This is a genomic window from Marinobacter sp., from assembly GCF_041984545.1.
GTDB lineage: Bacteria > Pseudomonadota > Gammaproteobacteria > Pseudomonadales > Oleiphilaceae > Marinobacter.
Window position 1 is genome coordinate 34,981 of the sequence record NZ_JBHIXV010000018.1, and the last position, 21,312, is coordinate 56,292.

Sequence of the window (21,312 nt, forward strand, 5' to 3'; positions counted from 1 at the left end):
GTGGCGGGACCTCACGGAACAGGAGCTGTCCGGGATGTTCGAGGCCATCCGGCATTCCTCATCGGAGGCACCACCAAATTCGGGCAAGGCGGTGAAAAAGAAGCCGGGCGGCAAGGCCCGCGCCAGCGGCAAGCCCGGCCTTTCAGTGAAGCCCGGCAAACCAGGCGGCCCAAGGCGACCGGCCGGCAAAGGCAAACCACCTGCGGGCGGCAAACCTGCCCCAGGCAAGCGACCCAAGGGTGGCAAACCCAGGCAGAAGAGCGTCAAGCGGTAGCCTGTCGCCGGGGGCTATTTTTTCACCCACTCGCCACCAATCTGGACGTACTGGCCGGCAGGCGTTTTCTCGATAGCCTTCTTGCCGGCCACCGTCTCCACCTGGGTTACCGGAATGTTGTGCTTCTCGGCAATGCGCTTGTACTCGTCGCGCCGGGCACTGTTGATGGCCTGCACCACCTCTCTTGCCTGACCTTCAGGCCGCACCACTTCGAGGTAACCTGTGGGCGTTTCCCCAACCAGACCCTGCTGCTTGACCGAGTCCAGTTTTTGCTTGGCTTCGTCCAGCCCCATGGCCAGTGCGGAAGCGGCAACACCCAGGGCCAGCACCATCGCGAACATCTGCATCAGTCGTTTCATCGTCAACCCCTCAAACTTTGTGCGTCGGTTCAGAACAGGCCCTGTTCGCTGAACAGTTCATCCACTTCCTTATCCACTTTCACGTAGATTTCGTGCTGGATCTTCACGTTCAGGTTCACCGTGATCGGCTCCTTGGGTGCCGCCATCTGGACCGTTGGCGTACAGGCAACCGTGGCAAGTGGCAGTATCACGCCTATCAACACGGCTTTGATCGATGACCCACCGAGCCACCTCGGCTGTTCAGATTTTTTCATGGTGCTGTCTCCTTACCGGATTCCTGCAGCATCTCCCGGACGCGTCGGGTAACGGCTTCATTAACCCGGCCACTGAGCTGCAGGCTGGTGAGCAGTGCCGGGATGTCCTCTTCAAGATTGACATTGAGCACCACAGGCTGCCCGCCCCTGAGTTCCGGGTTCCGGCCTTCAAGCCTGAGACCGAGGGTTAACTTACCCTGTTCATCGTAGTCTATCGTGCTGTTAAGCACGGAATAGTGAAAGTTTTGCAACGCCTGAACCACGAGATTCATGGCCTGATTGCTGCCGAGCATGGCCTGGAGCTTGTCGGCGGGCAGTTGCAGTTGGCCACCGGGGTCCATCGCTGACACTCGCCCGCCACTGACACGCACCTCACCGCCGCTGGTAATTTCCAGAGGAATCCGTCCCTGAAGCTTCCCGCTGCCGGAAAGACCTTCCGCGGGGTATACCTCCATCAGGCGGCCGAGGGAAACCTCCTGCAATTCGACAGGGACCTGCACGGAGCCATTGGCCAGCGCGTAGGTCCCTGGAGGAATCCGCAACCGGCCATCCAGAAACGCTGCCCTGGCGTGCTGGATATCCAGGGTTCCCTCGAGAGGACTTGACGTCGACGCCGTGTAATCCCCACTGAAACGCACGTCGCTGATCGGGATGCCGGGGTTTATGCCGGCTATCCTCACGTCCCGAAAATCAGCGCTCAACTTATCCTGCTCCAGAACTCCCCGCACCTCGCCGCTCAATCCGGAAACCGCCGTTCGATTGACGATTCCCGTCATCGACTCAAGTTCTGCCCGACCCGTGATCTCGAGGCCATCCTCGGGGCTCATCCAGGCATCGACCGACAGTTGGGCAGTACCGGATTCAACAGTGAGCAGAGCCGGCCAATCGGTGAAAGTGGCGGCCAGGGCCCGGACATCCTCCGGCCCTTCAAGAGACGTCTCTGCGGTAATGGATACTGCTCCGCCGGGGTGAAGTTGCACGTCGAGCTCCGCCGCCAGACCGGCCGCCGATGTGAGTGTGCCGTCAATCCGAAGCGCCGCCAGCCGACCGCTAACCGAGCCCTCGAAGTGCCACGCCTGAGATAGCAGGCGGGGATGGTCTATCCGCCCCGCGTCCATTCGAAGTTCGCCATTGATGGCAACCCGCTCTAACCAGGGGCCTGTTGCACGATAATCCAGTTGCACCTTCGTCTGGCTGAGGTCTGTTCTGAGGTTGCGGAGCGTCAGGGATTGCCCACTCTGGGCGAACGAGAGGCGGTCGGTCAGGATCAGCGAAGAGGGCGCAAAATCAAAGGATGCAGAATCGCCGCCTGCAGACACGGTCGGCCGGATGTTGGCGCGATTACCGGTGATTTCCCAAGTCCCGGACCGGATATCCGGCAAGGCCACCTCCAACGAGCTTTGCTCAATGGCAAAGGTCCAGCCCCGGACCGCCAGCGGTACGGCCACGGCTGCCAGACCGGCGGCCCAGAGGAATCCCCGGGCGAAACTTCGCGCTGATGCACATCCTTTCCGCGGCAAAACGACGCTCCTGTCGGTTCGGTTTCACTCGCCGCGCCAACTAACGCTGTACAGATCGTGACGGCGGTCCTGGAGGTTTTTCACGGTACCACTGTTGCGGGCCGTGATCAGCACTTCCGGTCGCAGATCGGCGAAGGCCACGGTTTCCACGTTGGGTTCGGTATCGGCGGCGATGCCGTCCCGGGCAAATGGAAAGTCGCAGGGGGTCAGGATGCAGCTCTGTCCGTACTGGATTTCCATGTTCGGCACGTTGGGAAGGTTGCCGACATTGCCCGACATCACCACGTAGACCTGATTCTCCACGGCCCGGGCCTGGCAACAATAGCGAACCCGCAGGTAGCTCTGCCGCTCGTCGGTACAGAAGGGCACGAAAACGATCTGTACGCCCTGGTCCACCAGGTGCCGGGTCAGCTCCGGGAACTCGGCGTCGTAACACACCAGCACGCCGATGGTACCGCAGTCCGTCTCGATGGCGCTCACCCGGTTGCCGCCCTGCACGTTCCACCAGAAGGCTTCGTTGGGCGTGGGGTGAATCTTGGGCTGGCTGAACACCTGGCCGTCGCGCAGGAATACGTACGCCATGTTTCGGATGGTGCCGTCCTCCTCCCGCACCGGGGTGGAGCCGCCCACGATGTTGATGTTGTAGCGCAGCGCCAGGTCCCTCATCAGCTCGCGGTAGCGTTCAGCATAGAGGGCCACGGCGGCAAAGGTTTCCGCTGGGCTGCCCTTGCGTGACTCGATGGACAGCAACTGCAGGGTGAACAGTTCCGGAAACACCACGAAATCACCCTTGTAGGTGGAGACCACATCCACGAAATAGCGGACGATCTCGCTGAATTCGCCAAACGAACCCACCGGGCGCTGCTGATACTGAACGGTGCCAATGCGCACGGTATCGCGCATGCGATGGCCATAGCGCTTGCGCGGTTCGGCGTGGCCATTGCGAGGCACCTTGGGATTACGCCAGATCAGGTGAATGCCATAGCCCATGGAGTCGTGATCGGCATCCAGATAGTGGGGGATGATGCCGTGCACCTCGAACCCCTGATGCAGTTGGAACGACAGCACCGGGTCCTTCTGCTGCTTGCTCCTGATTGCGTCCACGTATGCGTCAACGCTGCCGAACTTTTTCAATCGCTGCCGCAGGCTTGGCAGGCGGCCGGCAAACACCACGCCCTGCAGGTTCAGGGCCTGGCACAGCTGCTTGCGTTCGTTGTAGAGCCGCTCGCCGATGCGGTAGCCGCGGCAATCCGGATCTACACACACCTCCATGCCGTACAGCCAGTCCCCCTCCGGATCATGCCGGGAGGCGTAGCCGTTTCCGGTTATGGAGGTCCAGTCGTGGGCCTCCAGGGCGATGTCGCCTGCAATCCGGAAGGTTGCACAGTAGCCGACCACCGTCTCGCCGAGCATGGCGACAAACTGGCCTTCCGGGAACGTGTTGATCTGACCGGTAAGCGGGCCCCTGGTGTAGCCGTACATACCGGTGCCTTCGTAGACCCGGCGGCTGAGCTGGATAATGCCGGGGATATCCGCGAGGGTGGCATTACGAACGAACAGGCGTTGATCAGGATCGGAGAACGGCGGGCACATAGACACCTCGGAAAAGGCGTTGATTTGCCTCCATCTTTGGCGTGCCAGTGGCGTTTCGTCAAGCCAGACCGGTCAACCACCGGCCCCCAGCGGAAAGCGTTCCAGCACGCTGTAGACGGAACCGGATGGTCCCCGGCGGCTCTCGAACAGGCAGAATTCATCAACCGGGAAATGGCCAAAGGCGGCGTTACCGTACTGGTCCAGCAGCGCTTTCACGGAGCCGGCCTGGCGTTTGAAGCGAGCGAGGGTGATGTGAGGGCGGAAAGCCCTTCGCTCAGATGGCCGGGCCGGGGCCTGTATCCGCCCCATGAGCGTATCATGAAGCATGCCCAGGGGCTCCGTGGGTGCCACGGCCGCCCAGAGATTGCGGGGGCTTTGCGGTTGGCCGAAGCACCCCAACCCGGACACGGCCAGCCAGAATTGCGCCTGCTGAACCACTCGGGCCGACGCACAAACCGCCGGTACCTGGTCGTCGTCCACGGCCCCCAGGAACAACAAGGTAAGGTGCAACTGCCCCGCATTCTGCCATTTGGCGCCCGCAATCGGCGCCTGGACACTCAGCAGGCGCTCCTTAATGGCCGGCGGGATTTCCAGTCCGAAGAACAGGCGTGGCACGGAATTATTCCCGATAAATCATCTTTCGAACCATGCCACCATCAGCGACGAAATTCTGGCCGGTAATGAACGAAGCTGCCGGGGAGATCAGATACGCTACCAGACCGGCGATATCCTCGGGCTCCCCCACCCTGCCAGCCGGGTGCTGGGCATGATCATCGTCTTCGAGCGGAGCCACCGGTTCCGTGCCACCCTGCCAGGCACGAGTATCGATCCAGCCAGGGCTGACACAATTTACGCGGATGTCCGGCCCCAGACTCATGGCCAGAGCATGGGTCAAAGCCACTATGCCGCCTTTTGAGGCGGCATAGGCCTCGGTATTGGGCTCGGACTGCAGCGCCCGGGTGGAGGCCATGTTGACGATGGCGCCACCGCTTTCACGAAGCGCCGGAACGGCATGCTTGGTAACCAGGAAAGGGCCGGTCAGATTCACATCCAGCCGCCGCTGCCATTGCGCCAGGCTGAGCTGCTCGACCGGCCCGGTCTGCGGGTTGGCGATACCGGCGTTGTTGACCAGCGCATCCAGGCGGCCTGCCCAATCCAGTGTGGCCGCCACAATACGCTCGACATCCGGCTCGCAGGCAACATCCCCGTGAAAGAAACGAAGGCGGCGACGGTCGGTGGCTGCCAACTCCTCACCTGTGTCACGGTCGGTGTCGCAGAACGCCACCAGCCAGCCGGACTGCGACAGGTCCTGCACAATGCCCCGACCGATGCCTCTGGCACCACCGGTGACAAGAGCGACCCGGTTCGAGGACTTCGTGTTGTTTTCCATACTGCCGCTGTTCCCTGTTAATCGATTTTGGGCGTGGGTCGTACGAGGATTTCGTTCACATCCACGTGGGCCGGTTGCGCCACCGCGTACATCACCGCGTTGGCAATGTCCTCCGGCTTCAGGGCGTGCTCGGGCCTCTCGTCGAAAAACGGTGTATCAACCATGCCCGGTTCAATCAGGGTCACGCGGATGCCGGAGCCACGGAGCTCTTCCCGCACACCGTAGCCAATGGCCGATACGGCCCATTTCGTAGCGCTGTACATGGAGCCGGGGATGGTCACGCGCCCGGCGGCAGAGCCGGTCAGCAACAGATGGCCCCTGCTCTCCCGCAGTGCCGGAAGGCAGTGCTGTAACGTAAGCCCAACACCGTAGATATTGGTGAGAATCATGTCCTTCCAGACCTCGGGATCGGCCCCGCTGAATCCGCCCGGTTCGCCACCCCGGCCGGCATTGGCAAACACCGCATCGATGCGGCCAAACCTTTGTAGCGCCTGGTCCACCATGTTCTTCTGGTCATCGCTGCTCTGTACATCGCACCGAACGGTTAATACCTTTTCCTCACCGCCCAGCGACTGTTTCAGGCCCTTGAGTTTGTCCTCCGAGCGGGCCGCCAGCACCAGGCGGTAGCCCTGCTTTGCCGCGGCCTTGGCGGTTTCTGCACCAATTCCTGAGGAAGCGCCGGTGATCAGCATTACCGGTTGGTCTGCCATACGATTGATCTACTGTTGCTTGAGCATGTGCACAGGCCTACGCCGGCCCGCGCCGGATCGATCAGTCAGTAAACCTGTAAGAGGATCAGCGCAATCAGGGCCAGGGCCAGCAAAAACCACCGCGCGTAGTGGTCGGGGCGGTCGTCCTCGCCATTGGCAACGCGGCTGGCACCATTGCCCGCGCTGGCTTCATACTCCGACACCAATTGGCGCGCCTGATAAAGGTCTTCATCCTCCACATGCACGTTGGTGAATCCGGAGGCGCCGATTTCCCCCATGGCGCCCTGGAGGTAGTGGCCGCCAACATGGGCCTCTATGCCATTGGCCTTCAGCAGGCCGGCCACAATGTGGGCCTCGGTGAGGTCTCTGGCCCGATAGGCAATTTGCAAGGCGCGACTCCTTCTGTAACCGTTCCGGGCAGAACCGGGACAAATCTGCGACTATTACCCAAAGGATAGTTTGCTCCCTCCCGGGGAGCCACCAACAAACGGATCGCCCATGCTCTGAATACTGCTAGCAGTCATTGCCCTAGTGGTTGCGGCCACCCTGACCCTGTTTCGTCTTGAGGATCTCTCGCACCTGGACCGCCAGCCACACCAGGTGCGGGAGGGCACGCCAAGCCCGGCCAACCGTGAGGTCCTCGGGCGCATACGGGAAATGGGCGAGGCCTCCCGGGGCCTGCGTGGCAAGGCGCGGCTGATGGCGCTACGAAAGCATATGGATGGACTGAGTGAGGGCCTGGAACTGGCCTCGGAGTTCCGGTTTTGCGAGGAACCCCGAGGTGAGTGGGTACTTGCCCCCGGCTGCGACACACGGCGGCGCATCCTGTACATCCACGGGGGCGCCTGGGCTGCCGGCAGCCCACGCAGCCATCGGGCCATCACCGACAGACTCTCCACAATGACCCGGGCTGCAGTATTTGCCGTGGATTACCGCCTGATGCCCGAGCACCGGTTCATGGACGGTGTACGGGATTGCCGTGATGCCCACACATGGCTGGTGAAACACGGCCCGGAGGGCACCGAGCCCGCCGATTTTCTGGTAGTGGCGGGGGATTCGGCCGGGGGCAGTCACACCCTCGGGCTCATTGCCTGGGCGAGGGACAACGGCCTGCGCCAGGCCGATGCCGCCATAGCCCTGTCACCGTCTACCGACCTGACGCTGACAGCGCCCAGCAATCGCGACAACATCGGCACCGACCCGTTGCTCGGGCCGGTATTCGGTGGCCTGTCGAAAATACCCTTGCCGGTGATCTGGTGGGCGACCCTGGCGGCCTTCCGGGTTTCTCCCACCAGCCCGGTTGCCTCGCCGCTGCGGGGCAACCTGGAAAACCTGCCGCCAACGCTGATTCAGGCGAGCGATACCGAAATGCTGCTCGATAACGCCCGGCGCTATGCGGCGCGAGCCAGGGCGGCCGCCTCCCCGGTGGCCCTGCACACCTGGCCGGGCATGGTGCACGTGTGGCAGATTTTCGTGCCCCTGTTGCCCGAAGCCGAAGAGGCTTTCGACGATATCCGGGATTTCCTCTCCGATGTCGAGTCCGGGCGTTTTGGGGCAGCCCCCCGGGAATCGTCCACCGGCTAGAGCGACACTTTGCCCCGGAGAGCCTTCGTCTTGCCCCTCTGGGTTTTCTTGTCTACCCGCTTGCGCTGGGAGGATCGGGTAGGTTTGGTGGGCCGACGGGCCTTGCGCGGCTTCACTGCTTCCTGGATCAGCTCCTTCAGCCGCTGCAGGGCATCCTCCTTATTCAGTTCCAGGGTGCGGAAGGACTGCGCCTTGATAATCAACACACCTTCCTTGCTGATGCGCTGATCGTTGAGCGCCATCAGCCGCTCCTTGTAGAAGGGCGGGAGGGTGGAATGGAGAATGTCGAAGCGCAGGTGCACGGCGGACGCCACCTTGTTCACGTTCTGGCCACCGGCGCCCTGGGCCCGGATCTGAGTGATCTCGATTTCCCAGTCGGCAAGTTCAACAGCGTTGGATAGTTTCAGCATCTGCTAAGGTTAACAAAATACCGGCCGGCGTACTGCCGGCCGCTTGTGCCCTACCCAAACACGAGGGAACCCAGACCCACCATGTGCGGACGATTCACCTTCTACACACCGCCGGACACCCTGATCCTGAAATTCTTTCCGGAAGACATGGAGGTGGACGGAACCTTTGAGCCCAGCTACAACATTCCCCCGGGTACCGGCATCCCGATGATCCGCATGAGCATGAACGGCAACCTGATCATGGCCCATTCGCACTGGGGCTTTCTTCCTTCCTGGGCCGGAGACAAGGCCCCGGCACCGATCAATGCCCGTGCCGAAACCGCCGCTACCTCCAAGTACTTCCGGGACGCCTTCGCCCACCACCGCTGCCTTATTCCGGCCAATGGCTGGTACGAATGGCAGCAGAACAAGCAGGGCAAGATTCCGCATTACATCACGCCAGCAAATCCCGAACAGGATCCCGCGATTTTCCTGGCCGGCCTCTGGACTCCCCACGAGGGGGACGAAACCACGACCTGTGCCATCATCACCGAGCCCGCCAGTGAGCACCTGAAGCACATTCACGACCGGCAGCCAGTGGTGCTCGATCCAGCGTGCCTCAGGGACTGGCTGAATCCTGACATTACCGACCGGAGCCATGTGCGATCGGTAACCCACCGCCTTGATCCTGAGCGACTGCACGCCATTCCCGTTTCCCCGGAAGTGAATAACCCGAGGCACGACTCGCCAGCGCTGATCAAAGAAGTGTGAGTGCGGGCCAGCCAACGCGATGTGGCCAGTTCAACAAATCCTCACCATCCGTAACCTGACATTTCCGGAGCCGGAAGGTACATTGGAAGAGAGTGCTCCAGGTCGGAAGGAAACTATGCGCAATTTCCTGCAGAGCGTGGCGTTGCTGGCCGCGATAACCCTTGTCCTTGGCGGGTGTGCAAGCACCGGAGGTATGTGGCCGGAACCATCGCCACAGGCGCAGCCAATGCCCGCTGAAGCCCAAAGCTCCAGCAAGGCGCAAAAGCTCTGGCAAGTGTTCGAGCGTTACCGTGGCACGCCTTATGAGTACGGCGGCTCATCGGCCGAAGGGTTTGATTGTTCCGGTTTTATTGTCACCGCCTTTGAGGAGGGACTGGGGCAGCAATTGCCGCGTACCACCTCACAAATGCTGGCGCTGGGTGATGTGGTTCATCCCGGCCAGATCCAGCCGGGGGATGTGGTGTTCTTCCAGATCGGCGGAAAGGAGCAGCACGCCGGCATTTATATGGGTGGCGATCGCTTTGTCCATGCCTCGACCTCTGCCGGTGTAATCCAGTCATCGATCAGCGGCTATTACTGGCAGGGGCGCCTGACCCAGGCGCGACGGTTCGACTGAGACAGGAGCCCGAGCGTGATCCCGACGATTTCAGTGGCGACGATATCCAGGCATTCACCAGACCACTGGAATTCTAGAGACCACTGACCGTGAGATGCAGGGCGATGGCTGCCATCATCACGCCAATCACGCCATCAATAATTCGCCAGGCCAGTGGCCGGGCGAGGATAGGCGCCAGCGCGGAGCCACCCCAGGCCAGCAGGCCAAACCAGAGAATGGAGGCACTGCTGGCACCGGCAACGAAGGTGGTCGCGTCCTCCTGCTGGGCGCCTACGGCGGGAATCAGCAACAGCGTATCCAGATAAACCTGTGGGTTGAGCAGGGTAACCGCCAGCGTAGTGAACACCACCGCCTTGAGACTGCGTTTGGTAACCTCTCCCGCCTCCAGCGCAGCCCGGCCACGACCGGCCCGCACGAAGGACTGAATGGCGAGCCAGCCAAGGAAGGCCACCCCAAGCCAGCGCAGGATCTCCAGAGCTTCAGGCATTGCCATCAGTGCCGCGCTGATGCCAAACATGCCCAGGGTAAACAGTGTGACATCCGCCACCATGCATAACCCGGCCGACCACCAGTGGTGCTCCCGGCGAATGGCCTGGCTCAGCAGGTAGGCATTCTGCGCCCCGATCGCCACGATAATTCCACCGCAAACGATCAATCCGGTCAGGTAACTCTCAAGCACGTCGGTGTCTCCTTAATCAATGGCGCAAGGTTACCGTTTTCGACCTATACTTGAAATTCATACTCATAATGCTGCATCAGTTTTACTTATGGTTGACTACAAACTGCTGGAAGCTCTCGCAACGGTGATTGAGACTGGCGGGTTCGAGCGGGCTGGCCTGGCCCTGGGTCTGAGCCAATCGGCGGTATCCCAGCGCATTCGAACCCTGGAAATCCGGCTCGGGCAGCCGGTGCTGGTGCGCAGCCCGGTGCTCAGAGCTACACCAGCGGGGCAACGGCTGCTCAACCATGTCCAGCAGGTGCAGTTGCTGGAGCGGGACCTGGCAAAATCCATCCCCGCCCTTTCCGAGCCGGCCGCACGCCTGCGCATCGCCCTGAATGCCGATAGTCTGGCCACCTGGTGGGCAGCCGCGGTTGGGGAGGTTTCAACCCGGGAAGGCCTGCTGCTCGACCTGGTGGTGGAAGACCAGGACATCGGACTGCGCCGCATGCGCGAAGGGGACGTAGCCGCCTGTTTATGCAGTAGCCCGCAACCGGTAGCCGGCGCGCGATGTGTGCACATTGGCACCATGACCTACAGCCCCCTGGCCACACCAGACTATGTGCGGCGGTATTTCGGCAAGGGCCTGACCGAAGTGAGCCTGCAAACGGCACCGGCCATCGTGTTCGGGCCCAACGATCAGCTGCAGCACCGGTTTCTTGCCCAGTGCGGATACCACGGCACCTTTCCCCACCACCTTTGCCCTTCCTCGGAAGGTTTTGTAAAACTGGCACTGGCGGGCATGGGCTATGGCATGATTCCGGAACTGCAGGCACACGCGGAAATCCAGGCCGGCAGGCTGGTGAGCGTGGCACCGGAACACACGCTGGAGGTGTCCTTGTACTGGCATTTCTGGCGCCACGGCGGGGGCGTGATGGAGCGGCTGACCAATGCGCTGCGCTCCGCCGCACTCCTTCATTCCACTGGCTGAACCGAGGAGAACGACAATCAGACGGACACAGCGAGTCGCGGTATACGGCACCCTGAAACGGGGACGCTCCAACAGCCGGGTTCTGCAAGGCAGCCGTTTTATCGGTACGGACACCCTGCCAGACCTGGCCCTTTACCACCTGGGAGCCTATCCGGGGGCGGTTGAAGAGCGATCCTTTAGCGTGCACGTGGAGGTTTACGCCGTAACCGAACCAACGCTCGAGGCCCTGGACGAACTGGAGGATTTCTTCCCGGAGCGTCCCGGAACCAGCCTCTACATTCGACGAACCATGGATACCCGCCACGGGCCGGCCTGGGTGTATATTTACAATCGACCGGTCAAGACGATCCAGCGACTCAACTCAGGCCGCTGGTGAGCCAGCCCACACCATTGCAGAAAAAGGACGCCCCTTGGACCTGACAACCCCTGCCCTGCTCTTTCCGGCCATTTCGCTGCTGTTACTGGCCTACACCAACCGGTTCCTGGTTCTGGCGCAGCTGATCCGCCAGCTCAAGCAGATGGACACCGAAGAGGACCACGCGCTGATTGCCCGGCAAATCAGCATGCTGCGCAAGCGGATTGTGCTGACCAAACGCATGCAGGCCTTCGGCGTGCTCAGTTTCTTCCTGTGCACCGTGTCCATGTTTCTGCTGTTTCTGGGCGCGGAGCTGCCGGGGGTGGTGGCGTTCGGCGCCAGCCTGGTGCTGCTGTCGTTCTCGCTGCTCTACTCTCTGTACGAAATACAGATCTCAACCAACGCCATCAACGTGGAACTGTCCAATTTCGAGGCCCGCAAGAGCGCGGATCGGGAAGACATGGATTACTCCTGAAGCGGGCTGTTGTCCTGGTCAACCGGCCGTACGCCAAACCAGCGGGGAAACCTGAGCAGGCAGAACAGGGCAATCATGTCGTAAATGGCGTGCCAGACCATGACCAGCAGCAGGCTTTCCGAAAGCAGGTAAGCCGTGCCGAGTATCAACCCCAGACCGGTGGCAACCAGGAAATAGGTAAACGACACATAGTGAACCAGCCCGAATAACACCGACGCCGCCAGCAGTGCCGTCAATGGACCGGTATGGGCCATCAGCCAGCCCTGCAACGCGCCCCGGAACAGCAGTTCCTCACCCACGCCGGCCAATACCGACAGAAACACCAGCACCGCCGGAGGATAGCTTGAGGCGAAGTTGTAGAGCCCCTGCATCTGCCGCTCCAGATTTTCCGGGAACAGATGCGGAATGCGGGTGAGCAGAAGCAGCAGACCGTAGGTGGCAGCGGCACCAATGATGCCATAGATGAGACCGGACCAGACGCCGGCACCAACCAGATGCACCGGTATCCCGAACAACAGAATGGCCAATAGCCCGAGTATGCCGATGCCCCCCTGGAACAGGAGGGCAGCAGAAGAGGAAATACCGGTTTTACGCCGTTTGCCCGATGCCATCTACTGATCGAACAGCGGCTTTACCGGAAACAGAGCGTCGTATTTCGGTGCCTGCTTCTGCGCCTTGGCCTGGAACGATTTCATCATATCCGTGGGCCGGAACATGCCGGCCTGCCAGGTGGCCATGTACTTCAGGCTGTCTTCCACGCTGTGGTCACGACTGTAGTTGAGCATTTCCTTGCAGCCGGTCACCGCCAGGGGCGAGTTGGCGGCAATCTGGCCAGCAATGTCCATGACCGCCGCCAACATGGCTTGCTGGTCGGCGTAAACGGCATTCACAAAGCCCAGCCGGTGGGCCTCGTTGGCAGAGAACTTGCGCCCGGTGTAGGCCAGTTCGCGAACCACGCCTTCAGGCATTAACTTGGGCAGGCGCTGCAAGGTGCCCACATCGGCGGTCATGCCCAGTTCGGTTTCCTTGATGGTGAAGTAGGCGTCTTCGGTGCAGTAACGGCTATCGGCTGCACACACCAGATCCAGGGCGCCGCCAATACAGCCACCATGGATGGCGGCCAGCACCGGCAGACGGATCTTTTCCAGCGAGGTCAGGGTGTCCTGCAGTTGCAGCACCACCCGACGCAGGTTCTCGGCCATGCGCCCCGGGTCGCCGTTCATCGGCACCGCCTTGGGATCGCTGAACACGCCAAGGTCCATGCCGGCGGAAAAATGCTTGCCTGTGGAAGAGATCACGATCACCCGGGCGTCGGTGTTGGCCTCGATGACCTGCATGCAGCGAGGCAATTCCAGCCAGAACGCCTTGTTCATGGTATTCAGGGCTTCTGGCCGGCTGAACCGTACATGGGCGACGTGGTCGTTGACCTCGATCGAAAAGCTTTCGTAGTTGGACAAGTCAGACAAGACGATACTCCTGGTAGATGATGACATCGACGCCTGAGCGCTCGAGACCATTTATGCTACCTTCGTCGAAAGGCATTGAAAACGCCGATGCGCCATCTTTGGTTGGTTCGCGCGTGTGGTTTCGCTTTTCGTTTACCCGGGATCAAATTACACTGGCAGCAACAATAAACTGAATGCTGATTCAACTTTCACTGCTCAGGAAGGCGGTTGATGAACCGGCCCAATGCCAGACAAGTCAGGCTGAACAAGGATGCCATCGCCGTTACCCCCGGCCTGATACCCTGCGGCTGCGTGATACACAGCCTGCGCCTCGATTCTGGAGTTCTCCGCCTGCAAATCGGGCACTTCACGTCCCCTGCACTGCTTGACCAACTGTTATCCTCCGCCGCGTCTACCCTTGATCTGCATACCTTCCTGGGCTCCGACGCGGGCAAGCAGCGAATTCAGTTCAAAGGCTCAGTGCAGCAAGGGCCTGCGGGCAATCTGTCACTGGAGATTCGCAACCCCACGGAGGAAGTCGCGCAACAGGCGCGAAGGCTGATGATCGAGGAAGGTCAGTCGCGATTGACGTCCCCGAAACCAGACCCCGCGCTTCAGCGTCTGTACCAGCAGCACTGCCGACGATTGCTGGAGGCGCTCCTGCCAGATTTCATGGACGGCACCTTCGAGGGTATTGAAGCGGAGCTTGCGCAAGCCGCTGAAATGCGTGAGATCACCCGGCTAAAGGATATGCGGTTCATTTTCCAGAGTCGCCAGCAACGGATGCTGGAGGATTTTCAGGCCCAGTTCCAGGCCAACCAGCCGTTCCAGCGGGATACGGCCGACACCAGGGCCGGGGCCAGGGAACTGCATCTCCTGCAACAGCATGAATTCGAAGACTGGCTCGATCTGCAGGCCATTGCAACGCGGATCTCCAAGGCCAACGACGGCCTCACCTTCGAACTCAACCAGTTTCTCAACCAGATCTTCCGGCAGGACGTCACTGACGACACCAATCCGCTGACCCCTCGGGCGCTGTGTATTTGCCTGCAATACATGGTGGATCATCTGGGCATTCCGCGGGAGCACCGGCTCACCATTTATCGAGCCTGGGAGCAAGCACTCAGCCGGGTATGGCCCGCCGCGTTACGATCACTGATCAACGACTGCCGCCGGGCGGGTCTGGAGGCACTGCAGATCACGGAGCTGCCGGCCAACTGGTCCTTGAAAAAAAATCCTGCGGATACCGCCGATTGTGGGGATGGGAGCGCGCCGGCTGAGCCGGTCAGCGAACCGCCTGAAGATCATTACCAATCCGCAGCATCCGCGCGCTCCCTGTGGCAGTTGATGGCCCTGGAAGCCGACCCCGGGGCCGATCCGGCCGACTGGAACCAGCCCAATCCCCGGCTCTCGGAGAACCTCCGAACCCTGCGACAGGATTTGCTCGGTAGACTGCGAGATGACGACCGTGACATGGCGAGCTTACTCGAAGAACTGGCAGGATCAGACGCCGACCTCGCCGATTCGCTGAACCGTACGGCCATCGACAAGGCCAATCTTGTTGACCGGCTGTTCGCACCGCTCAACAGCCGCGAGGAGCTCTCGGACTCCTTGCGTCACCAGTTGCAACAGCTGCGGCTCCCGGTGTTCGAGACGCTCATAAGGACACCGGAGTTCCTGGGCAGCGAGGACCATCCGGCCAGAGACATCATCAACAACCTGATGCACATCTGCCTCGCGGAGCGGGCGTCGAGCAAGAAGCTTGAGGCAACGGTTGCCGACATTGTGGAAGAACTGACCGAGGTGGATGCCTCCGACCCACACTTGCTGGAACGGATAGGTCAACGCCTTCGCGAGCTGGTGGAGCGCCAGGAGCAGTCCTTTTTGCGAAACTCGGAACGGCTCGCCAAAACTCTCGAAGGCAAGGAACATCTGCGCCAGACGCGCCAAGCGGTGCAACAGCGCCTCAACACGATGCTGGCAGACAGCCGGGTAGCAACAATCCTGCTTCGCCTGCTGCAGGCGGGCTGGGAGCAACTGCTGGTTCTCACTGCCCTCAGGGAAGGCCTGGAGAGCCAGCACTGCGACGAACTGTTTCGCACCGTCGAACAGCTTCAGGGCTGGCTGTCGCCCGCCGGCTACGCCGGGGATCTGGCCTTCGAGCGGGAACTGGAAAGCAGCACCATGCTGCAGTTTATCGAGCGGGAGCTTGGCAGCGCCGGCGATATCTCTGGTAGCCGATCTGTCGTCGAGCAACTGAGAGCGATACTGCAAGCCCCGGAAGAGGTAGAAACCACCTGGCTGGACCACTACGGCGAACCTGAGGAAGCCTTCCCGGGCCTGCCCCGGGAACTCGAGGACAGCCGATGGGCGGCACGCGCCAAGGCACTTTCCGTGGGCGACTGGGTGGAAGTGTGCCTCGACAGCGGCGAAATGCGCAGAATGCGCCTTGTATGGGGCGGAGAGGATGCCCTGAAGTTCGTGTTTCTGTCGCCAAAAGGGATGAGCGAGGCGAGTTATGGCTTCCCGGAGTTCGTCCGTAAACTGGCTTCTGGCGAGGTGTGGCTGGTGGAGGAAGGCGATATCCCGTTTCTCGACCAGAGCCTGTTTGCCGTTGTCGAGGACGTGTACCGGAAACTGAACTTCCAGGCCACCCACGACGCCCTGACCGGCTGCATGCACCGACACGACTTTGAAAAGCAGATTGCCAGCCTCTCCGAAGGCGCGCTTATGGTGCTCGACATTGACGAGTTCAGTGTTATCAATGCCTCCTACGGTGCCGAAGCTGGCGACGCCATGCTGCAACAGGTGGCCGATACGCTGACACAACGGTGTCAGGCCAGGTTTCCCGGCTCGCACATCGGCCGGATCAGCGGCAATGAATTTGCCGCCCTTATCGCCGACATCAGCACCGAGGACTGCCTGGATCTCGCCGAGTCGATCCGGCGCAACTTCGAACAACAGGTGTTCCAATATGGCCCGGCCGAATACGGAGCCACTGTAAGCATCAGCATTCGGCCAATCAACGGCGCCAGCCAATCACCGGGGGATTTGCTGAACCAGGCGAGCCTGTCTCTGAAAGCGGCGAAGAAACTCGGTGGCAACCGGATAGAGCTGGCCCGCGACAGCGAGGACACCTCCCGGTCTGGCACGCCCCGGTGGGTCACCGAAATCGACCGGACCATCCGCGACGGCAGCCTGTATCTGCGTGCCCAGCCGATAGTCTCTCTGGCCCCGGGTGCCGGCGACGGCAAGATGTACGAACTTCTGCTTGGCCTGCAGGACAACTCCGGCCGGGAAATTTCGCCCCAGGGTTACATTGAGGCCGCAGAGCAGTTCCATCGCAGCACCCGGGTGGACCTGTGGGTCGTTTCCGAGGTGATGGCGTGGATGCGCAACAACCCCGAGGCTCTGGAGGGGATTGCGACACTGAACGTAAACCTCTCCGGCTCCTCGCTCAGTGACGACAGTTTCATGCTCGGCCTGGAGAGCAACCTGAGGGCGAACCGCGAGCTTGCCCACAAGCTGTGTTTCGAGGTGACCGAAACCTCGGCCGTTGCAAACCTGCACTTTGCCTCTGATTTCATGCGCGAGATGAAGCGTCTTGACTGCCGGTTTGCCCTGGACGACTTTGGCACCGGCCTGTCTTCCTACGCCTACCTGCAGAAGCTACCGGTAGACTTCGTGAAAGTTGATGGTATTTTCGTGCGCGATATGGCCACAAACCTGACCAACTACGCCATGGTTCGTTCCATCAACGAACTCTGCCATTTCCTCGACCTGAAGACCATCGCCGAATACGTGGAGGACATGGAAATCATGGAGACACTACGGGAAATCCAGGTGGACTACGCCCAGGGTTTCGCCATTGCCAAGCCACGCAGACTGGACAGCCTCGGCAAAGCCTCCCCCGCTAACGAAAAGCCACAGACTCGACGCCACTTTTGACAGATCCGGTACCCGACTGCCAATCTTGAAACAGGACCGCATACATAGATGTTTCCGTTCCTTCGGAAAAGGAGAACTCTCATGTACAGCAAAATCCTCGTGCCAGTTGACCTGGCCCACACCGATAAAATCGTGAAAGCGTTGAATACAGCCATCGACATGGCCAAGCACTACAACGCCACGCTCTGTTACGTCTCCGTTACCAATACCACCCCGGGGGCGGCTGCCCACAACCCGAAAGAACTCGCCGAGAAACTGAACGAATTTGCCGAGGAGCAGGGAAAGTCTCACGGTATCAGCACCGACAGCATGGTGATGGAATCGCCGGATACGGCGGTGGAGCTGGACGACAAGCTGTTGCAGGCGATCAGGGAAACCGGTGTTGATCTGGTGGTGATGGCGTCACACCCACCGGGCATTGGTGATCGACTCCATATCCTGCACTCCAATGGCGCCAATATCGTGAAACACAGCGATGTATCGGTGTTTGTGGTTCGCTGAAGAAGGGGAAAAGAGGGGGAAAACCAGTGGCGTGTTGCCCGAGGCACGCAGGCGGGGCTTCGGCGCTCAGGCCAGCCCTGCCATGATCTCCCGCTCCTTGTCGCCGGGTAGAATGCCCGTGAGCCACGCCTCGATCACAATCTCGCCCTGCTGATTGGACAGGGTCGCCTCTGCGCGCGCCCGGTTGCCTGGCTCCACCTCGGTAATGGTGAACTCACAGGTTATGGTATCGCCAAAGTACACCGGCCGGCGGAACCTGAAATTCATGCCGGAAGCCAGCCAACCGATCTGCCCACCGACTTCCGTTATCATTCCGCCCACAAGAAGGCCGTGGCAGATTTTTCCGTTCAGGTTCTTTGCCATGGCGAAATCATCGCTGTAATGGACCGGATTCTGATCGCGACTGATCTGACCAAAGGCAAGGGTTTCCTGCTCGGTAAACGTTCTGGTTAGCCGGAATGAGTCGCCGGCACTCAGACCAGCAAGGGTTCTTTCTCGAATCTCAGTCATCGATTGCACTCTCTCCAGACGATCGGCAACGCTTGGTTCGTCGCTCAGGCAGTTTCCAGTTCCACCCGGTTTCGGCCGCCGGTTTTCCCCTTGTACAGCGCCATATCGGCCCTGCTGACCGCCGTACTCAGGTCATCGCCGGCTCGCAGCTCGCTGACGCCGATGCTGATCGTAACGCTCAGCTCTTCGCCCATGATCGGGTTCCAGTCCCGGGACAGAAAGGCGTTGCGGATCCGCTCCGCGCTTGCCTGGGCCTTCGCGGCATCGGTATCGGGAAGAATGGCGAGAAACTCCTCACCACCCCAGCGTCCGATCAGATCCTGGGTTCGCAATTCGCCCCGGATGAGATCTGCCACGGCCGACAGTACCCGATCGCCCACTTCGTGGCCGTGACGATCATTGATGGTTTTGAAGTGATCCACATCCAGCAGCAGGAAACTCACCGGGTGCCCGCTACGTTGGAAGCGCGCCAGCTCTTTTTCCGCCAGATACGCCATGTGACGCCGGTTGAACAGGCCGGTCAGCGAATCGGTTGTTGCCATCTGCCGCAATTTCCGCTGGGCCAGGACCACCATTCGCAGGTAATAGGAAGCCAGGTAACTGAACATCGCAAACACGACGCTCAGGTTGAACAGCTGCACCAGATGAAGGGCACTCTGGGGAATTGGCTGCAGAGGCTGGATTGACCACATCAGGACGTCAAGAGCGACGTAATAGGCCCAGAGAGACAGAAGCGCAACAATGGCCCAGCGCCGAGGCGCGGATACACAGATGGCCGGAATGAACATCAGCAGGTAATAGTGGAAGCCACTGTCCCAGCCAATCAGGATGATGCCCAGGGCCGCATGAATGAGAACCTCGGACCAGATCAGGACAACGGCTGTCCGATTGTATCGGTACTTCAGCGCGTAGTAGGCACCGGCATACATGCCCACGCTTACCACGTTGACCCAGGCGAGAATGGGCGAGCCCAGAGCGTGGAACAAAAAGAAAAAGGCAATATCCACACAGGCGGCGATCTGCGCACACCGCATGGCCAGTCGCCAGAACTGCGGTCGGCGGTCCCGCGCCGGCTCGTACATCGCTCGGTTATCGGAGCTGTCCATCAACGTCATAATTCCTTGTGAATTGCCAAAGACTACGCCGAAATCTTTCCCTTTGCCTCCGTGAAATGCAAACAACTGAAAATTCTCAGGTACAGATGCTGTCCTGGCAGGGCACCCCACAAAATACCACCCCAGATTTGCCGGTTTTTTCGGTAGTATGGGATCTGGCTCGGTGACTCCATGGCAGGCTCGGTATGGCGGCAACAACCTTTGGACTTTTCGCGGTGCTCCTGATCGCCGGCTGCGTTTTCCATCTGTTCTTTTACCGCACCTGGCGACGAAATCGCGAACTGAATGAACCCTTCCCGGCCTCCTGGCGCCAACTGCTGGAAGACCGCGTTCCCCTTTACCGGGCACTGGACACCTCCCGGAAACGGGCACTGGAACGCAGGGTGCAGCTGTTTCTAGCCGAGAAAAGCTTCTACGGCTGCGATGGCTTCGAAGTGGACGAGGGCGTCAGGGTCACCATTGCCGGCCATGCCTGTCTGCTGATCCTGGCACGCCCCTATTCCGATTACGATGAGGTTCGCAGCATCCTGGTGTACCCCGATGCCTATCACGCCACCGGTACGGAGAGCGACGGTTATGTGGTGAGCGAGACCAGCGAGATACGGGCGGGCGAGGCGTCAACCCACGGACAGGTTGTACTGGCCTGGACGGAATGCGAAGAGGCCGCCAGCAACCCGGACAGCCCCCACAACGTCATCCTCCACGAGTTTGCTCATCAACTGGACTATCTGGATGGCAGTGCCGATGGGGCTCCGCCGCTGAGCGGAGAACAGGCCCGTCGCTGGCAAAGCACCATGACCGACGCCTACGAGCACCTGCTGAACACCCTTGAACACCACGACCAGCCATGGCTCGATCCCTACGGTGCTACCGAGCCCGCGGAATTCTTCGCCGTGCTCACGGAAGCCTTTTTCCAGACACCGGCCTCCCTCAAGGCTTCGCAGCCTGCGGTTTTCGGGGCCCTGAAAGATTACTACCGACTGGACCCGACCTCCCTCCGCCAGCAAACCTGACGGTTGTCGGCGGGCCCTGGCAGGTCCATCATGGGAGGTAAAGACCCGTTTGAGAGGTGAATCATGCCCCTGATTGGATGGATTATCCTGCTGGTAGCGCTTGCCCTGATCGTTGGCAGCCTGATGCTGCTGCGCGACAGTGCCCACAGCATGAAGATCTCGGATGAAAAAATGAAAAAGATCCAGGCCCGGAAAGCCGAGATCGAAGCGGAGGAAAGCGCCGAAGACAAGGAATGGTAGCCCGGCAGTAACGCCTGCGTTGCCAGGCTCCGCAACTCAATGACCGCTGTGGTTCATGCCCTGGCCGGAATGCTTTATACCCTCACCGCCGTGCATACCACCATCGTTTGTCGGCATTGCGGGTCCGTCCAGAGACTCCACCTTTAGCTCAACGGTCATGTTGCCGGCACCCTCGAACTCCAATGTCAGTGGAATGCTCTCCCCCTCCCGTAGAGGGCTGGTCAATTTCTCCAGCATCAAGTGGTAGCTGTGGGGTTTGAGCGTCACGGTTTCCCCAGCGGGGATCTCCAACCCTGCCGGTAACCGCTCCATGCGCATGACACCGTCCTGGGTGCGGGATTCGTGAATCGACACCTGCCCCGCCCTGGGTGACCGGGCACCCACCAGCGTAACCGTGGTGTCAGCAGTATTTGAAATGGCCATGTAGCCCACTCCCATGTCGATTCCCGGAGGTGTGGGGCGGCTCCAGGGATGCTCAATGCTCAGAGCGCCCTGGCGATAATCGTGGGCAACAGCCGGGAGAGCAAGCAACAGCAACAGCAACAGCGGCAGACTCAGGCGAAACGTCATACAGAAGTATCCTTGCAGGGAAAGACTCTGC

25 protein-coding genes and 1 pseudogene are annotated in these 21,312 nt (G+C 60.5%); 11 read left to right on the forward strand and 15 right to left on the reverse strand.

The window, feature by feature from the left end:
* Positions 1 to 274: pseudogene (locus tag ACFC20_RS10275) on the forward strand (23S rRNA pseudouridine(2604) synthase RluF); the annotation flags it as partial.
* A gap of 14 nt (positions 275 to 288) precedes the next feature.
* Here ACFC20_RS10275 and ACFC20_RS10280 read toward each other — a convergent pair.
* The 8 genes from ACFC20_RS10280 to ACFC20_RS10315 form a co-directional block, all read right to left on the reverse strand.
* Positions 289 to 633: a YdbL family protein gene (locus ACFC20_RS10280; RefSeq protein ID WP_375192929.1), complete on the reverse strand. Its 345-nt coding sequence runs from the start codon at positions 631 to 633 to the stop codon at positions 289 to 291.
* A gap of 29 nt (positions 634 to 662) precedes the next feature.
* Positions 663 to 887: a YnbE family lipoprotein gene (locus ACFC20_RS10285; protein WP_375192930.1), complete on the reverse strand. Its 225-nt coding sequence runs from the start codon at positions 885 to 887 to the stop codon at positions 663 to 665.
* Positions 884 to 2,407, reverse strand: coding sequence for a YdbH domain-containing protein (locus tag ACFC20_RS10290; protein WP_375192931.1), 1,524 nt, complete (start codon positions 2,405 to 2,407; stop codon positions 884 to 886). The genes ACFC20_RS10285 and ACFC20_RS10290 overlap by 4 nt, the downstream gene beginning before the upstream one ends.
* A 24-nt stretch (positions 2,408 to 2,431) precedes the next feature.
* Complete coding sequence (locus ACFC20_RS10295; protein WP_375192932.1) at positions 2,432 to 4,000, reverse strand: GNAT family N-acetyltransferase; 1,569 nt, start codon at positions 3,998 to 4,000, stop codon at positions 2,432 to 2,434.
* 72 nt (positions 4,001 to 4,072) lie between these two features.
* Complete coding sequence (gene thpR / locus ACFC20_RS10300; RefSeq protein ID WP_375192933.1) at positions 4,073 to 4,615, reverse strand: RNA 2',3'-cyclic phosphodiesterase; 543 nt, start codon at positions 4,613 to 4,615, stop codon at positions 4,073 to 4,075.
* Positions 4,616 to 4,619: 4 nt separating this feature from the next.
* Positions 4,620 to 5,390, reverse strand: a complete 771-nt coding sequence (locus tag ACFC20_RS10305; protein ID WP_375192934.1) for an SDR family oxidoreductase — start codon at positions 5,388 to 5,390, stop codon at positions 4,620 to 4,622.
* 17 nt (positions 5,391 to 5,407) lie between these two features.
* Entirely contained in the window at positions 5,408 to 6,100 is a 693-nt protein-coding gene (locus ACFC20_RS10310) for an SDR family oxidoreductase (protein WP_375192935.1), read from the reverse strand.
* A 65-nt stretch (positions 6,101 to 6,165) separates the two neighbouring features.
* Positions 6,166 to 6,489: a DUF2007 domain-containing protein gene (locus ACFC20_RS10315; RefSeq protein WP_375192936.1), complete on the reverse strand. Its 324-nt coding sequence runs from the start codon at positions 6,487 to 6,489 to the stop codon at positions 6,166 to 6,168.
* Positions 6,490 to 6,631: 142 nt separating this feature from the next.
* Between ACFC20_RS10315 and ACFC20_RS10320 the strand changes: the two genes are divergently transcribed.
* Positions 6,632 to 7,684, forward strand: a complete 1,053-nt coding sequence (locus tag ACFC20_RS10320) for an alpha/beta hydrolase (RefSeq protein ID WP_375192937.1) — start codon at positions 6,632 to 6,634, stop codon at positions 7,682 to 7,684.
* Here the strand turns inward: ACFC20_RS10320 and arfB are convergent.
* On the reverse strand, positions 7,681 to 8,094 hold the full coding sequence (arfB, locus tag ACFC20_RS10325) for an alternative ribosome rescue aminoacyl-tRNA hydrolase ArfB (RefSeq protein ID WP_375192938.1): 414 nt from the start codon (positions 8,092 to 8,094) through the stop codon (positions 7,681 to 7,683). The genes ACFC20_RS10320 and arfB overlap by 4 nt on opposite strands.
* 81 nt (positions 8,095 to 8,175) lie before the next feature.
* On the opposite strand from arfB, the gene ACFC20_RS10330 reads away from it, so the two are divergent.
* The gene (locus ACFC20_RS10330) at positions 8,176 to 8,844 is read left to right on the forward strand and encodes an SOS response-associated peptidase (protein ID WP_375192939.1); all 669 of its coding nucleotides are present in this window, start codon (positions 8,176 to 8,178) and stop codon (positions 8,842 to 8,844) included.
* A gap of 115 nt (positions 8,845 to 8,959) precedes the next feature.
* Entirely contained in the window at positions 8,960 to 9,460 is a 501-nt protein-coding gene (locus ACFC20_RS10335) for a C40 family peptidase (protein ID WP_375192940.1), read from the forward strand.
* Between the two features lie 73 nt (positions 9,461 to 9,533).
* Here the strand turns inward: ACFC20_RS10335 and ACFC20_RS10340 are convergent, their stop codons facing one another.
* Positions 9,534 to 10,139, reverse strand: a complete 606-nt coding sequence (locus ACFC20_RS10340) for a LysE/ArgO family amino acid transporter (protein WP_375192941.1) — start codon at positions 10,137 to 10,139, stop codon at positions 9,534 to 9,536.
* Positions 10,140 to 10,227: 88 nt separating this feature from the next.
* Between ACFC20_RS10340 and ACFC20_RS10345 the strand changes: the two genes are divergently transcribed.
* Genes ACFC20_RS10345 through ACFC20_RS10355 form a run of 3 tightly spaced genes read left to right on the forward strand, consistent with a single transcriptional unit; the run spans position 10,228 to position 11,939 of the window.
* Positions 10,228 to 11,109: a LysR family transcriptional regulator ArgP gene (locus ACFC20_RS10345; protein WP_375192942.1), complete on the forward strand. Its 882-nt coding sequence runs from the start codon at positions 10,228 to 10,230 to the stop codon at positions 11,107 to 11,109.
* Positions 11,069 to 11,485: a gamma-glutamylcyclotransferase gene (locus ACFC20_RS10350; protein ID WP_375192943.1), complete on the forward strand. Its 417-nt coding sequence runs from the start codon at positions 11,069 to 11,071 to the stop codon at positions 11,483 to 11,485. Before ACFC20_RS10345 ends, ACFC20_RS10350 begins: the two co-directional genes overlap by 41 nt.
* A gap of 34 nt (positions 11,486 to 11,519) precedes the next feature.
* On the forward strand, positions 11,520 to 11,939 hold the full coding sequence (locus ACFC20_RS10355) for a DUF2721 domain-containing protein (RefSeq protein WP_375192944.1): 420 nt from the start codon (positions 11,520 to 11,522) through the stop codon (positions 11,937 to 11,939).
* Here the strand turns inward: ACFC20_RS10355 and ACFC20_RS10360 are convergent.
* Together ACFC20_RS10360 and ACFC20_RS10365 are read right to left on the reverse strand one after the other, a co-directional pair.
* Positions 11,930 to 12,550, reverse strand: coding sequence for a lysostaphin resistance A-like protein (locus ACFC20_RS10360; RefSeq protein WP_375192945.1), 621 nt, complete (start codon positions 12,548 to 12,550; stop codon positions 11,930 to 11,932). The genes ACFC20_RS10355 and ACFC20_RS10360 overlap by 10 nt on opposite strands.
* Positions 12,551 to 13,396, reverse strand: a complete 846-nt coding sequence (locus ACFC20_RS10365; protein WP_375192975.1) for a crotonase/enoyl-CoA hydratase family protein — start codon at positions 13,394 to 13,396, stop codon at positions 12,551 to 12,553.
* 219 nt (positions 13,397 to 13,615) lie between these two features.
* Here ACFC20_RS10365 and ACFC20_RS10370 point away from each other — a divergent pair, with 219 nt between their 5' ends.
* Together ACFC20_RS10370 and ACFC20_RS10375 are read left to right on the forward strand one after the other, a co-directional pair.
* Entirely contained in the window at positions 13,616 to 17,332 is a 3,717-nt protein-coding gene (locus ACFC20_RS10370; protein WP_375192946.1) for a DUF1631 family protein, read from the forward strand.
* 81 nt (positions 17,333 to 17,413) lie between these two features.
* Positions 17,414 to 17,833: a universal stress protein gene (locus tag ACFC20_RS10375; RefSeq protein WP_375192947.1), complete on the forward strand. Its 420-nt coding sequence runs from the start codon at positions 17,414 to 17,416 to the stop codon at positions 17,831 to 17,833.
* A 66-nt stretch (positions 17,834 to 17,899) separates the two neighbouring features.
* Here the strand turns inward: ACFC20_RS10375 and ACFC20_RS10380 are convergent, their stop codons facing one another.
* Positions 17,900 to 18,343, reverse strand: a complete 444-nt coding sequence (locus ACFC20_RS10380; protein WP_375192948.1) for a MaoC family dehydratase — start codon at positions 18,341 to 18,343, stop codon at positions 17,900 to 17,902.
* Between the two features lie 44 nt (positions 18,344 to 18,387).
* The gene (locus tag ACFC20_RS10385) at positions 18,388 to 19,449 is read right to left on the reverse strand and encodes a GGDEF domain-containing protein (RefSeq protein ID WP_375192949.1); all 1,062 of its coding nucleotides are present in this window, start codon (positions 19,447 to 19,449) and stop codon (positions 18,388 to 18,390) included.
* 194 nt (positions 19,450 to 19,643) lie between these two features.
* Between ACFC20_RS10385 and ACFC20_RS10390 the strand changes: the two genes are divergently transcribed.
* Positions 19,644 to 20,471, forward strand: a complete 828-nt coding sequence (locus ACFC20_RS10390) for a zinc-dependent peptidase (RefSeq protein ID WP_375192950.1) — start codon at positions 19,644 to 19,646, stop codon at positions 20,469 to 20,471.
* A gap of 63 nt (positions 20,472 to 20,534) precedes the next feature.
* On the forward strand, positions 20,535 to 20,711 hold the full coding sequence (locus ACFC20_RS10395) for a DUF2897 family protein (RefSeq protein WP_091991395.1): 177 nt from the start codon (positions 20,535 to 20,537) through the stop codon (positions 20,709 to 20,711).
* A 36-nt stretch (positions 20,712 to 20,747) separates the two neighbouring features.
* Here ACFC20_RS10395 and ACFC20_RS10400 read toward each other — a convergent pair whose 3' ends face one another.
* Positions 20,748 to 21,281, reverse strand: a complete 534-nt coding sequence (locus ACFC20_RS10400; protein WP_375192951.1) for a copper chaperone PCu(A)C — start codon at positions 21,279 to 21,281, stop codon at positions 20,748 to 20,750.
* Positions 21,282 to 21,312 lie beyond the last annotated feature (31 nt).